Raw genomic sequence first — 14,894 nt, 5'->3', positions numbered from 1 at the left:
TAAATTTTAATAGATAGTATGTTAGTTTTTTATCTTTTGATCCAGGGCTTCTTCTTTTGATTTTAAAAAACTCCTGTAATTTTCTTCATTACTGAAATATGCTACTTCTCCCCTTTCACCTGCGAGAACAATAAAGGCAGTAGCCTTATCCACTTCCTGAGATGTGAGGGGATCAATGGCAACGCGTATATCTTCGTCTTTTGGAATGCGCTCTACACACATTTCACAGCAACCGTAATACATTTTCCCCTGGAAAGGAACCTCCAGCTGCAACCTCCCCATGTAGGCATTATTCACCATGCAAACCTCATCATTCGGCACTTGTTCCCATACTTCATAATTTTCCCCGGTAGTGGCTGACTCAAATATTTTAAGGCTTTGCTGCTCTGTTGTTACATTAGCAATTGCTGTCTCAGGGCCTTCCGCTGTTTTTTTTTCAACTCTCTCATCACAGGCCGTAATGAGCGCGAAAGCAAACAGGAATATTAATTTTTTCATCATTTTCAACAATTTTCTTCCGTCTACCGGTTAATTAGGAATAGCCCTATGGATTATGACTCCGCAAAATTAAGTGAACAGAGATAATAGAGATAACTGTAAAAACTTATGGGAATGATAAAGAAAATTGAGGATGAAAGGATTCAGGATTCAGGATTTAAGATTCAAGATCATTGTTGTCGGGTAAAAGAATCTGGACCGCTCCGCTTCTAGAGTCTAGAGCCAAGACTTCTATATAAAACTCAGAAAGACAATACTGTGAAAAACTATTTTCTATGGTAGAATTAATGAAATTTAATAAAAAGGAAAACCACCCCCTCAAACCGATGGAGAAGATCTATGACCAGCATTAGCAAGGGTTTTCATTAATTAATTTTTTTTTTTTAATCGGACAACAATGATTTAAGATTCAGGATTCAGGATTCAATATTGTTCAAGAATACCGGGAAATTAATACAGGTTGGAATTTGGTGCTTGTAATCATTGTTGTCCGGTAAAAGAGTCTGGACCGCTCCGCTTCTAGAGTCTAGAGCCAGGATTTTTATGGAAAACCCTGAATGACAATACTGTAAAAAATCATATTCTTTGATAAATTAATATAGAATTTTATAAAAAGGGAAACCACCCCTTCCAATTGTTGGAGAAGGTCTTTGACAAGCATTGGTAAGGGTTTTCATAAAATCATTCTTTTTAATCGGAAAACAAGGATTCAAGATTCAGGAATATTCAGATTAGCACAAAATGCCCCATAAGGATGGGAATGAGGATGTGGAATTGGAATTTGGTGCTTGTAATTTGGAATTTCCTTCCACACCGCCTGTCGGCGTTGTGTTTTTTTGTTTTACTCCGAAGCTTTGGGTAAGCTCAGCCGGAACCAGGATTAAAGTTCCTTTGGGGCCCCGCCTGAAAATACAAAGTCCACACCGCCTGTCGGCGTTGTGTTTTTTTGTTTTACTCCAAAGCTTCGGGTTAGCTCAGCCGGAACCAGGATTAAAGTTCCTTTGAGGCCCCGCCTGAAAATACAAAATCCACACCGCCTGGCGGCGCTGTGTTTTTTTGTTTTCCTCCAAAGCTTTGAGCAAGCTCAGCTTTTCCGTAAAACAAAAAAATCCGCAGCTTTCGCTGCGGATTTTGTGCTTTAAGTGACCTCGACAGGACTACTTTTTAATTATACGCACTTTAGCTCTCTTAATATTTTATTCAATTAAACCTCAATATATAAAGGGATTTAAGGGGTGTCAATGGAGATTCTGTTAATAAAAGTTTAAGCAGGTTTAAGTTAAATTCAAAAAAGGGCGGTACATTGGGCGGTACAAATAACTTATAATGGGATCTGTAAAAGTAAAACTTCGCGAGGGGAAAGGAACTGTTCAGAATATCTACATTCATTTCAATTATGGCCGCAAAAAACAGTACCGATATGCAACTGGATTGAGTATCAAGAAGGCTGCACATTGGGATGAACAAAATAATGCAGTAAAGAACGTATTAGCGGAACCCGATAGCAGTAATATTAATGCAGACCTGGCTGAGCTTCTGACTTTTTCCCGTCAGCTGCTTAGGGATTTAGAGAAAGAAGATTCCCCTATTGATAACAGGATCCTTAAGCAGCGGATCAATCAATGGCAGAACAAAAGCGGAGATAACAGAGAGGCAGTTTACTTGTCAGACCATTATAAGTGGTTTAATGAATACTACAAGAGCAAACCGCGACCAAGCACTGGGAAACCTCTTGCAAAAAGTACTCTAAAGCCCTACAATAATACCCTACGAATTCTTGAAGATTATGAGGAACATATAGGTGGTAAATTGGCTTTTCAGCACATCACCCTCTCTTTTCATTCCGAATTCATCCAATGGCTACAGGACAAAGGATTTACCGACAATTACATTGGAACCCAAATAAAGAACATTAAGACGGTCATGCATGATGCTTTTGAAAGAGGGCTTCACAAAAGCCTGGACTATCAAAAATCAGCCTTTACCAAACCCAAAGAGGAGGTGAACCACATTTACCTCACAATGGATGAAATAAAAAGCATCAAGGAAATTAATTACTCAAAGCGCCCACATTTAGATATTGCCCGAGATCTTTTTGTCATAGCTGCAGTAACTGGTTTAAGAGTATCTGATTACAAAAGCCTATCAACTTCAAACATTAAAGCCTTTAGAGGCATCAGCTATTTGGAAATTAAAACACAGAAGACAGGTAAAATAGTGCACATCCCACTTCATCCATTTATAAAAGACATTCTGAAAAAGAGGGACGGGCAGTTCCCTGAAATGATTCCGGAGCAAAAGATCAATGAGGCCCTAAAGAGCATTGGGAAAAAAGCCAAACTCAATGAGGAAATTATTATTGAACGTACTGAAGGTGGAATCCGCACCAAAACTGCATTTAAAAAACATCAACTCTTAACCAATCACACCGCCAGACGAAGCTTTTGTACCAATGCCTATAAAGCTGATATGCCTATCATCGACATCATGGCTATTAGCGGGCATTCTTCTGAAAAGGTCTTTTATAACTACATTAAAGCTTCACCCATGGAAAGACTAGAGAAAATATCTGGACATGTCTTTTTTAATTAATCAGAATTCACCAGACCTCTTATCGCTCATTTCATGAAGCTGAATATCTTCCAGGATCAAATATTCGTGGTCTGCACTCACGCGCGCAAATACCCCATTCCTCTAAATCTATGTATGGATTGCCGTCTGCATAGACGTTACCTTTTGCTTCATTCTAGAGAACTTGTTCATCCATTGCTCCCAAAACTGACGGGATATCTCCTGCAGCAAAGGATTTATAGAGGCCGTCAATAACACTTCTTTTGTTGGTAGTTTCAGTCTACATAGAGACTCTCAGATTAGCCCCATTCTTTCCTGAGAGTTTGTTAAAGGTTTTGGTTGGTGCTTTTAATAATACTTCACCAAAATGAATTTTTCTATTTAAAACCTGATCAAGATCATGTTCCTTACAAAACATCTTTTGCATTTTTTGAATATTGATTTCTAGGTTTTTATGAAATAAAATGACTTCAATGGAAAAAATTCTTAGGCTTATTGAGGAGGAGGATTCTATTTCTATTTTAGCGGAGAACTCGTTTAATGAAGCCCTGAATCTGCTTTTCAAATATGGCTTGTAGACATAAACGACGAAGGGTAGTGATTACACCTGAGGGCAAGAAAGCTCAAAACCTTGGATTGAATCAGGTTATAAATGAACTGAAAATCAATGAATAAGATAATACTCTATGGCAGTTACGAAATAAGAAATAAAACCACTACATAAATGCTTTAGACTATTTTTCTTTTTTCACCAAATCTTTCCAATTGAATTTAATTTTTTTATGTGATGATAAAATTAAAAGATCCTTTATCCACTAAAGATCGTTGGTGCTATCTGCTATTGCTGGTATTACCAATAATTTTTCTGATTTGATTAAATCACACTTCTCTGATTAAATTCCCCTACAACTTTTCAGGGATCCAACCCTTGCTACGGCAGGGGTTTTTTATATTACTTTAGAGGCAAAAGGATAATTTTGAAAAAGGTATGGATTAAGCTAATTGACCTAATTTCTTAGTATTTCAGCACACTCATTTTACAATTTAAATTAGAAGAACCTCTCAAAAGCATTTATGAGAAACCATTTATGACATGTTACAACCTTAAATCTAAACATCTCACAACTTCTTAGAGTTTAATTAATTCTATTTCTAACGCAATCTCTTGTAAATAAGAAAGCTTCATAGGTTTTGAAAGAAATCTTTGAACGCAGGTAAATTTTTCTGCCTGAGAAGAAAAATCTTCAATTGATGAGGTTAGCATGTAAATCTTATACTGCTCCTGAACTTCCCTGGGTAACTTCTCGAATTCTCCCAAAAATTCAAAACCCGACATTGTCGGCATATTAACATCCAGGAATAAAACAGTGATTCCTGCTCTAAGTCCTTTTCCAAGGATATATTCTAACGCTTCTTCAGGTCTCGTAAAAAGATTCCTCTGCGCTCCACTATTAAAACGCTGAATGGTAAAATCACAGATAAGATTGCTGGTTTTGTCATCATCAACCACCAAATAGTGATACAGTTGCTCCATTTTTTTCATGTATTGGTATGACAGTTTCCTTTAATAAAATTGTGAATAATGTACCTTCGTTAACATTGCTGTCTACGGTTATTTTTCCACCCAACATTTCCACCTGAGTTTTAACCATAAACAATCCCATACCCTTTCCTTCTATATGATGGTGAAATCTCTTATAAAGGTTAAATATTTGATCCCGTTTATTTGTCAGGTCCATTCCAAGACCGTTATCTTTAAAGAAAATCAAAATGAACTCTCCTTTTCTTTCCATCCTTATTTCTAATTCAGGAGGGATTCCTGGCCTTCTGTATTTAATGCTATTGACGATTAGATTATAAAAAATACTATAGAGGTAACTCTTAACTGAAGCCACTTCTTTAATATTTTCGAATCTGTAACTAATTTGTGCTTTTTCCTCATTTATTAAGGGTTGAATACTCAATTTTATCTCTTCTACTAATGCTCCTAGATTTATTTTCTCCTTCTTAGCTTTTACATCTACTTTCGCCTGCAGGATACTGTTAAGGTCTGTTATCACAGCGTCCAATCTTTCAACATTCGAAAACATTTCGGAAAAGAACTGTTCCTTTACCTCATGAGGGTATTCAGAATTTTGTAACAGATCAGCAAGTCCAAGTATGTTAGCAACAGGAGATCTCAGGTTATGAGAAACAATGTAAGAGAATTGTTCCAAACCTTTATTAGCCGTCACCAATTCCCTGGTGTGAGCTCTAGAGACTTGTTTAATTCCCTTAATTTCACATCTGCATTTTTCCGTTCGGTAACATCCTTAAAAAAGACTGAAAGACCTTTATTGGAAGGATAGACAGTTTCTTCATACCAGGCAGATGTTCTTTCAAAAAAAGCTTCAAAATGCCTTTTCCTCTTATCTTGCATGGTATCCTCATAATTTCGTTGAAAAGGAGTACCTATGGCATCTGGAAAAACCTCCCATAAGTTCTTTTTTATGATAGCCGTCTTCGGACAATTAAGAAGATCTGCTGCATGTTCATTCCAGTAGGTTACTATCCAATTTTCATCGACTGCGAAGAAAGCATCACCAATACTCTCCAGTAAAGTTTCTTTTTCCCGAACTGCATTTAGTACTTCAAATTCTGCTCGCTTTATTTTATCAATATCTTGAAAACTTCCGCTTACTTTAACACATTTGCCTTGCTCTACTTCGGGTTGTCCCATAGCTCGTACCCATATTTCCTTTCCACTAGCTGTAACTATTTCAAGCTCTTCGTCAAAAGGAACTTTCTTCTCAATAGATTTCCGTAAAACTTTTTTTATTCTCTCCCTACTCTCCCGTTTATAAAAATAAATTGCAGTATTCAATTCGGGTATAAAATCTTTTTCAACTCCATGAATTTCTCTTGTCATGGGCGACCAGTAGAGCTCTCTATTAGTGACATCCATTTCAAAACTCCCTATCCTTGACAATGTATTTGCTTTTTCAAGAAGATCTTCCAGTAAAAAAGCCTTTCTCTCAATGGGAAAAGCTTCAGTTTTGGACTTCTCCTAAAGGAATATGAGTATAGAATCTTATATAGCCAATAGGGCGGGATTTTCTGTTGCTGGTTTAGTACAAATACAAAATATACAATATGAAAGAAATTACACCTACTAGGAATAGTATGATAAAAACCCTTCTACAGATTTCTAAAAATTTTACTCTACTGTAAGTATTACGAGCAGAGATTTTATCCCATTTCTTCTTCATGGCGGGATTTTAACTCTTCTAATGCCAGAACGTTAAACCTTATATCAGCTACCACAACTTTCTGAAAATAAACTCACTCAATGAACTCACTCATGGTTCTGTACCTGCACGTTAAAAATAAGCAGTAAGGATGAAAAATACAAGCAATCCTGATAATGATCACATGGAAAAATTTGGCTCTTCAGAGGAGAAGGATATTCAGAACTCAACAGCAGATCAAACAGTTACGTCTCGATAGGAGGAACTGCTTGATAAATACACAAACTTCACCTCCTTAGAATAAGAAGCACCCTTTAAGAGTGCTTTCTTTTACTTATTTCAAATCTTCAATTTCGAAGTTAATTTTTCCATTTCTAGATTTACTTTTTCTTGAAGAATCTGACCATAATGAGGTTAAGTAATACCAATACGGGAATGCCCGAACAACTTGCTTACAACCTGCATTGGTACATCATTTAGAAGGAGTACAATGGTGGCAAAGGTTTTTAATATGGTGAGTAAGATTGATTTTTAAAAATAAAAACTGTCATAGTTAGTTAATATTAAATTAATAGTTGGATTAGTTCGGTTATTCTTTGGTAACTTAAATAGCATCAGATTAAAAGTCAGGAATATGAGACATGCCGTTTGCTATGTAAGCAATGCTGATAAGCAGTTGACTACTTCAGAAATAAATGAGCTTTTAAAGTTTTCCGAAGAGAATAACAACCAGAAGGATATAAAAGGAATCCTGCTATATTCTGAAGGAAATTTTTTTCAAGTAATAGAAGGAGAAAAAGAAAAAATAATTAGTCTATGGAACAAAATTCAGAATGATCCGCGTCATTATGGCATTATTACAGTAATAGATCGAGACATACAAAAAGGCTCATATGATCATTACAGAGCAACAGTAATCCCTGAGGGACAAAAATACAATCCAGGATTACCTCCAGAATATTTGGAACCATTAAAGGGAATTAGCCCAGATGTTCAAGGGGTAATAAAAGGAATGTTGAGGAATTTCATAGCTACAAGAGTATAAAATTTTAAGATACCTTTAACTATTTTGGGGCACCCTATGGGGCACCAGAAAGGCAAGAAAAACGTTTCGGATTTAGCACTTAATTATAAATTGATTAAAAGAAATGAAACAAAGCAGTAAAACCGAAAACATCAAAAAAAATTCCCGGGTAGTTGTAATAGGGACATCTGCAGGGGGACTCAAGGCATTAAAAGAACTAGTTAGCCAAATGCCCAAAGACTTTCCCATTCCGGTATTAGTGGTTAGGCATGTTTCTCCTGATGCCACGGGCAATGTAATATTAGACGAACTTAATAAGCTAAATACCTTAAAATGTCAACATGCAAAGGACGGAAACAATTTAAAGCCCGGATATTTATACCTGGCACCATCAGATCAGCACTTGTTGATTGGTGAAGGGCTCAAAATGTTGGTTACGAAAGGAGCCCACGAAAACCGGTCGCGTCCTGCTATTGATCCGTTATTTCGATCAGCTGCCGTAGCCTTTGGATCTGGGGTTATCGGTATTTTGCTCACTGGTTATCTTGATGATGGAACAGCAGGAATGAAGGCTATTAAAAGTTGTGGAGGAATTTGTATTGTTCAGGATCCTGATGAGGCTGAATATCCCGATATGCCACGAAATGCCTTGAATAACGTGAAAGTGGATCATTGCCTGCCTGTTTCAGAAATGGGTGCCCTCCTCCTCAAGATTGCTCAGCAAAAATTAAAAAAAAGTAAAGCTGTTCCCGACGATGTATTAACAGAAGCTAAGATAGCTGAACGGGTGCTGAGCGATCTGTCTTCAGTAAATGAACTGGGTGATCAGGTTCCATTTAACTGTCCGGGTTGTGGTGGTGTATTATGGCAGGTAGGGAAAGATACAGATCTACGGTTTCGGTGCCACGTGGGACATTCATATACAGCAGCTTACCTTTTGGCTGACCAAACAAACAAGATCGAAGAAACGATGTGGACTGCCCTGCGGATGTTTGAGGAGCGTAAAAACCTGCTAACAACAATGGCACAAGGAGAAAAAGGCGTTGGTTCTCAAGCAGCTCTTGAAAGGGCCAAAATGTCACAGGTCCATATTGACAGAATAAGAGCAATTTTGAAAACAACAGGGAAGGAAGGCGGGGATGATACGCCTACCTGAACTAATACTTAAACTTTTATTTCTTCCAAAAGCTCCTGCACCTTGTCCTGAAAGATTTTCATTTCAAAAGGTTTGTAAATAAAATCTGTTGCTCCCGCTTTTAAACAAATTTTCCTTGCATCGTGGAGAGCCGACATCATAAGGACAGGTATGTTCGCAGTAGCTTTTGTATTGCGAATCTTTTTACAAACATCTGTGCCGTCGACACCATAGATGAGTTTATCTAAAAGAACGAGATCTACATCATTCTCAATGATATCCTGTATTGTATTCTCAGGCCTTCTGGACAGGATGATATCATATCCTTTGAATTCCAAAATGTCCTGTATCATAAGTCCTAAGTTATGATCATCTTCAACTATTAAAATTTTTGCCATCATAATTTCTGTTTGGTGCTTAAACGTCTTATCGAAAATTCATTGGTGATGTTGGGGTGTCCAAATGCTGTGAATGCTGTGAATGCTGTGAATGCTGTGTAAATAAATAAAATTATGGTAACTACTTTGTAGATCGGGATTTCTTATATTTTATCCAGAGGAAGTGAAAAAGTAAATACTGAACCTTCTCCCTTCTCACTTTTAACCTTGAGATTTCCATTGTGGCGAATCATAATTTCCTTAGCTAAATATAAACCAATACCTAAACCGGAATAGGTTTGTTCATCTTTCCCTGTAACTCTAAAAAATCTTTTAAAAATGTTTTTCTGATCTACCCGATCGATTCCTATCCCTTGATCTTTTACACTAACACAGGCTTTATCTTTTCCTTCCTGAAATACTTTAACTTCAATATTTTTATTATTTGGGGAATATTTAATTGCGTTAGTGATCAAATTGATTAGGACCTGGCTGATTCTATCCCTATCCCCATTAACCATGAGTTGGTCTTTGTGATCTATTTTGATTTTTGCTGAGGAACTGGAATATTGAACATCCTGTACACTTTCTTCCACCATTTGGTTTAAGCTGAAGCTTTCCTTCTGTAATGAAAGTTTACTTTCCTGAACCCTCGAGAGGTCCAGCATCTCAGATATCAACCTGGTTAATCTTGTGACCTGACTGTCGATGCGTTCCAGAGAAGGAATAATAGGAATAGATCCCGGCAGGACCTCTTTGGATTCCCTGAGCCTTTCCAGCAGGAATTGTGTATAACCCTTGATAGAGGTTATAGGAGTTTTAAGTTCATGACTTGCCAGTTTAAGGAAACTTTCCTTACGTTCTTCTTCCTCCTTTATCTTATGAATTTGAGTAAGCGCACCAATCCACATTTTAATTTTTCCATCCTCGTCTTTAACCGGTACAGCCCGACTTAAATGCCATTTATAAATATCATTTTTGTCCCGCAAACGAATTTCCTTTTCAAAAGCATTTCCAGATGCGATACATTGTTTCCATTTCCTGCGCGTAGTAGTTATTTCCTCCGGGTGCATGAATTGTTCCCAGCCTTTTGCTATTAATAACTCCTGGTTCAATCCTGTAAAATCCAACCAGCTTTTATTGAAATAATATATTTCCCCCGAGGTATCTGTACAGATGATTTTTTCGGGAGTAAGATCTGCCATTTGATGAAAGCGACTTTCACTTTCCTTGATGGTTTTATTTAACTCTGCCTGGGCAGTAACCTCGTTTGCGAGAATAGCCACACCTTCAATACCCCCTTTGGAATTACGCTGAGCCTGATATCCAAAGTTGTAATAAAGCAGCTCCTGTTTTCCATTGCGTATAATCTTTACAGGCGTTTCATGGACATATTGGGGTTCCCCGGTTTTATACACTTCCCTTAAGATCTTTCCAAGGCCTTGGTCTACCAGTTCCGGAACCGCTTCTAAGTAAGAGGCTCCTATTATATCCTCACCTTTCCCAAATTGATTAAGGAAAGGCTCATTGGCAATGGATATTCTGAATTCAGGTCCGTTTAGAATAGCAATTAATGATGGTGAGGAATATATCATTTCTTTATATTGATGCTGAGTGTCTTCTAATTTCCTTGCCATCACCTTACGTTCAGTGATATCTTCTATTGATAGAAGGATTAAATTATTCTTTAAGTTATTATCCCCTATCTCCATAGCGTTCAAGATCATTGAACGCTCCCCGATTCTTTTAAAATTATGAACGACCTCAAAATTTTCGACAACCTTGTCTTTGGGTAAGATCGATTCCAACAATTCCCGCACCTTGGGAATATCCCACAGATTGTTGTTAAGCTCATACAACCTTTTACCTTCTGTATATCCAGATTTATCACAATAGGCTTCATGAAAAGCTTTATTGGAAGTAATCACTTCCAGTTCCCCATTTAAAACAATTAAAGGTTGACGGGTAGTATTTATAATCGCACGTGCAAAATTCCTTTCTTCGGTAAGCTGAAAATTGAGTGTGCCTAGTTCCTGATTGGTTACCGTTAATTCTTCATTGGTGCTCTGCAATTCTTCTTTACTGGTTTCGAGCTCTTCATTAAGGCTTTGCAATTCCTCGCTCCCACTCATAAATTCTTCATTCGCGCTTTGCAATTCCTCATTAACAGCTTCCTGCTCCTGTGTAATGCCGAGCATATCTTCCCGGCTTTGTGCCAGCTCATTTTCCAGCTCCTTTATACGCAAATCCTTTTCATCTATTTTGGAAGAACCTTGCACTTTATCCGGTTTTTTTAGGGTGTCAACTGAAGGCTGAAGAACTATTAAGTAATGGGGGTCGACCAGTTTGGGCAAAACCATGGCTTCTACCGTGATTGGTTGCCGGTCTCCATTTTGATGAGTGAAAATATGATTCTTCTTTAAAGGCTTTCCATCTTTTTTTACTTTGTGAATTATATTTCGCAATTCAAAAGCTAACCCGGGCTTTGCCATTTTCATCAGATTATGACTGGGTGAACCACTTTGCTGCTCCAGATAATTAGAAGTGCCGCCTCTAAAAAGCACAATATCCATTGCTTCATTTATAACTACGCTGGCTGGAGTATATTTTTTTAAAAGAATCTCATCTGCAGTCCCTTGAAAATCAGTTCGTTTAACAGGAGTAGGTTTATTTACTTTGAACTCCTGTTTTTTTGCGTTATTTCTGATTCCGGTGGGAATATTAAAGGATTCAGGAATATTATTTTTTTTGAAAAGTTTCACTTTTTTATCGATGTCTGTAAAATATCCTGGTACACTTCCCACATTTTCAGATTTCCCTAATAAGAGGTAGCCATCCTGCTTAAGAGAATAATGAAAAGTGGTTAGAGCTTTTTTCTGAAGGTAAGGTTGTAAATAAATAAGAACGTTGCGACAGCTAATCAAGTCCATATTTCCAAAAGGAGGATCTTTCAGGAAATTTTGTATTGCAAAGACGCAACTTTCCCGTATCTCTTTTTTTATTTGATAGCCCTCGTCATATTTAATGAAGTATTCCTGTAAACGTTCGGGACTAATATTTTCAACATCTTTCTCTTTATAAATTCCCTTTCGGGCAAATGAAATTGCTGGTTCGCTAATATCTGAAGCAAAAACTTGCACATCACTGGTAAATCCATTTAAATTGTTGATCTTTTTAGGATTGTGGGACCTGTGCTTCCTCAACTGTTCATGAATACAAATTGCTAAAGAATAGGCTTCTTGCCCGGTGCTGCAGCCTGCAATCCATACCCTGATAGGTTCACTCTCCTTTTTTTTCTCAATTAAAAGCGGCAAAATGGACTGGCACAAATTTTCAAAAACATGGGTATCTCTAAAAAAGCTGGTGACGGGAATTAGTAAATCCTGATACAACAAATCAATTTCCTTGGAGTTTTCCAGTAAAAATTTATGATAGGCCTCGGGGCTTTTATACTTTTTAATGACCATTCTCCGCAGAATTCTTCGCTTAATGGTATTTTCTTTATAATAGGTGAAATCAGTATTGCGACGCAACCGAATTAAGGAAAGGATCTGCTGAAAAGTTCCATCTTTTTCATCACTAAAACCCTGTTGTCCCTGAATTTTAGGATTTTTATTCTTAATTAGATCTAATATTTTTTTTGGGATTTCGGAGGGGGGTAGAATAAAATCTACAGCTCCCGCATTAATTGCACTGTTTGGCATTTGCGGCCATTCTGCAGAACTTTCATCCTGGGCAAATGTAATCCCGCCCTTACTCTTAATATCCTTGAGACCCTGGGTGCCGTCACTGGCGGTGCCCGAAAGGACAACGCCCAGACTGTGTGACCCATGAATAACAGCAAGAGAATTAAAAAAAAGATCTATGGGAAGATTTTTTTTATTTTTTTCAGGTGCCGGTCGTTGGCTCAACATTAATACCCCGTCACTTGCTAGAAGCATCTTGTTGCTGGGGATAATATAAATATGATCTGGCCTTACTTTTATGTCATCTGTGATCTCAAGCACGGGTAAGGGGGTAGATTTCTGTAAAATTTCAGAAAGCATACTTTCATGACTGGGATCTAAATGTTGCACCAACACATAGGCCATTCCGGAATTTTCTGGAATTCCACCCACAAATTCTTTAAAAGCAGAAAGGCCGCCGGCTGAAGCCCCAACCCCTACCACCGGGAACTTGTTTTCGGAGAGTTCCAGGATCGGATTATTATGGGGGGAGTTTTTAGGCATAGGCTAATTTTAAATATTTGAAAGGTACAGCTAATACAGCAGAAGTTTAAGAAGGAAACGTTAATAAGAATTAGGTGAAGAGTAATAAATTACCAATCTAAAAGGTTGAATTGCACTATATAATTGTAGATATTTTGTAACCATTCATTGTATTTAAAAATTTAATCTGAGTGATGTTTTTTATTCTATGCCTATTGTGCTGATAGGTTTAAATCAAAATATAATAGTGAAAAGGAATGAGCTTCGGTATCACATGTTTTTATCTAATATTTATGTGGTTAAGCATGAACCAGGTTTAGAAAAAACAAACGAGGGAAAGCGAGGGAAGTCGCGTAGGTAAAGGGGAATTTCACCCCTAAACCTCTCACAGAACCGTAAATCTCTCAATTCATGCGGCTCCAATGTAAAATCTTTATTTGAATTGGATAAATCCCTCTCAAGGTCATCTATTGTGGTTATAAGAGTATCGTCGTCAGAGAATTTGAACCATATAGAATCCTCGGGTATTTTGTTATCAAGAGTTTGCTCATATTGTTTTTCTACCACGCGAAGTTTTTGGATAAATTCATCCAGATCTAAAATGTTCTGAAGGTAATCATTAAATAAAATACTAACCCTGTGACTATATTGGTTTAAATGTGCCATGAAAATTAAACTATAGGTGAAGACTAAAATAAATCTTCACCCGGACTATGATGCTGTCAGATCAAGAGAATTTGAGCAATACAAAGATCAACCGTGGATCACCATCTGGTCCCGGTGGAAAATTTTAGAAGAAATAGTGACTTTTAATTCCTTCCGGACGGCGTGTTGTTTAGTTGAAGCTCCTTTTGGCACTGTGATCATCTACGGAACTATCATCCCTTACCACATGGCTGGTGTAAGCGGCAACCGCTATCCTGACAAAGGAAAAAAGGTGTGGCAACTGCATTTAGAAGATATAATTGACCAGTCCTCAAACTGGCAAAACATCATGGATAATTACCCAGATGTTCCATTTTTTGTGGCTGGCCTTTTTAATCAGACGAGAGATGGCCTTAAATACGGTTACGGCACGAACCAGGGACGAAAGCTATTAACTCAAAAATTAGCTGATAATAGCTTGTCTTGTGTAACAGAAAACGACTTTCATGATTTGGGTTTTCTAAAGCCGGATCACAATGGCAAAAAACGAAGAAATATAGACCATATCTTTATTTCCAATAATTTTTGTGCTTCAATAGAAATTCAGGCTGGAGCCTGGGATCATTTTTCAAAAGAAGGATTTATGTATTCTGACCACAATGGAACCTACATCGAAATGATTAGATGAATTTTTTGCAATTTGATCTGATGTATTTCATAGTATGCCCCATGAACGGACCCAAAACTATATTCATCCCACTTTATTAATTTATATTTGTCCCATTCCTTCCCTACAGGATCTAATCCAAACCTGAAAAACCCGGAAAACTAATTAGAAATTTTTGTTTTACCGTTGGATCAAAACCGATTGGGTTAAATAGTTGATTTAAAACTATTTACTAATTTCGCCAATGGTCATGTAACGGTGTCCAACGGTAAATCTAACGGTAAGCCAACGGTCGAGCTAACGGTCGAGCTAATGGTTTTCAACGGTACCGTTAAACACCGTTAAACGGTCGAATTATTATTCTTAAATAAATCTTAACTTTATTGCCCTTAATCAGTCTTAACTACACTCCTTAAAATACCACCTACCCCTAAAATGGTAAAAGCAGATCTCAATTTTAAAACTTGAACTCCGGAATGCGGCAGAAGAATTATACTGCCCGGTATCCGCGAATACTATAAAACTGGTTTAAATAACGACAT

Annotated in this window: 10 protein-coding genes; 4 read left to right on the top strand and 6 right to left on the bottom strand. The window is 37.3% G+C overall.

Annotated features, from left to right (window positions below; all coding sequences use genetic code 11):
• Positions 1-21: 21 nt before the first annotated feature.
• Positions 22-501 carry a hypothetical protein gene (locus tag G564_RS0117550; RefSeq protein ID WP_037374247.1) on the bottom strand — a complete coding sequence of 160 codons (480 nt, stop codon included), beginning with the start codon at positions 499-501 and terminating at the stop codon, positions 22-24.
• Positions 502-1,824: 1,323 nt separating this feature from the next.
• Between G564_RS0117550 and G564_RS20040 the strand changes: the two genes are divergently transcribed.
• Positions 1,825-3,090, top strand: coding sequence for a site-specific integrase (locus tag G564_RS20040; RefSeq protein WP_051205600.1), 1,266 nt, complete (start codon positions 1,825-1,827; stop codon positions 3,088-3,090).
• Between the two features lie 1,108 nt (positions 3,091-4,198).
• Here G564_RS20040 and G564_RS0117515 read toward each other — a convergent pair.
• From G564_RS0117515 to G564_RS0117505, 3 genes are read right to left on the bottom strand one after another with little or no spacing between them, the layout of a single operon-like run.
• Complete coding sequence (locus tag G564_RS0117515) at positions 4,199-4,603, bottom strand: response regulator (RefSeq protein WP_169578150.1); 405 nt, start codon at positions 4,601-4,603, stop codon at positions 4,199-4,201.
• Positions 4,572-5,285, bottom strand: a complete 714-nt coding sequence (locus G564_RS0117510; protein WP_156879286.1) for a sensor histidine kinase — start codon at positions 5,283-5,285, stop codon at positions 4,572-4,574. Before G564_RS0117510 ends, G564_RS0117515 begins: the two co-directional genes overlap by 32 nt.
• 14 nt (positions 5,286-5,299) lie before the next feature.
• The gene (locus G564_RS0117505; protein WP_029038795.1) at positions 5,300-6,037 is read right to left on the bottom strand and encodes a PAS domain-containing protein; all 738 of its coding nucleotides are present in this window, start codon (positions 6,035-6,037) and stop codon (positions 5,300-5,302) included.
• Positions 6,038-6,930: 893 nt separating this feature from the next.
• On the opposite strand from G564_RS0117505, the gene G564_RS0117495 reads away from it, so the two are divergent.
• Together G564_RS0117495 and G564_RS0117485 are read left to right on the top strand one after the other, a co-directional pair.
• Complete coding sequence (locus tag G564_RS0117495; protein ID WP_029038794.1) at positions 6,931-7,341, top strand: BLUF domain-containing protein; 411 nt, start codon at positions 6,931-6,933, stop codon at positions 7,339-7,341.
• A 103-nt stretch (positions 7,342-7,444) separates the two neighbouring features.
• Positions 7,445-8,476: a chemotaxis protein CheB gene (locus tag G564_RS0117485; RefSeq protein WP_037374245.1), complete on the top strand. Its 1,032-nt coding sequence runs from the start codon at positions 7,445-7,447 to the stop codon at positions 8,474-8,476.
• 8 nt (positions 8,477-8,484) lie between these two features.
• Here G564_RS0117485 and G564_RS0117480 read toward each other — a convergent pair whose 3' ends face one another.
• Together G564_RS0117480 and G564_RS0117475 are read right to left on the bottom strand one after the other, a co-directional pair.
• Positions 8,485-8,856, bottom strand: a complete 372-nt coding sequence (locus G564_RS0117480) for a response regulator (protein WP_245583709.1) — start codon at positions 8,854-8,856, stop codon at positions 8,485-8,487.
• Between the two features lie 140 nt (positions 8,857-8,996).
• The gene (locus G564_RS0117475; RefSeq protein ID WP_037374244.1) at positions 8,997-13,061 is read right to left on the bottom strand and encodes a chemotaxis protein CheB; all 4,065 of its coding nucleotides are present in this window, start codon (positions 13,059-13,061) and stop codon (positions 8,997-8,999) included.
• A gap of 661 nt (positions 13,062-13,722) precedes the next feature.
• Here G564_RS0117475 and G564_RS19615 point away from each other — a divergent pair.
• Entirely contained in the window at positions 13,723-14,373 is a 651-nt protein-coding gene (locus G564_RS19615) for an endonuclease/exonuclease/phosphatase family protein (RefSeq protein WP_051205598.1), read from the top strand.
• Positions 14,374-14,894 lie beyond the last annotated feature (521 nt).

The organism is Salinimicrobium xinjiangense DSM 19287, from assembly GCF_000423585.1.
Taxonomy (GTDB): Bacteria; Bacteroidota; Bacteroidia; order Flavobacteriales; family Flavobacteriaceae; genus Salinimicrobium; species Salinimicrobium xinjiangense.
The sequence above is the reverse complement of the archived record's forward strand: the minus strand, read 5'-3'. Positions and strand labels throughout refer to the sequence as shown.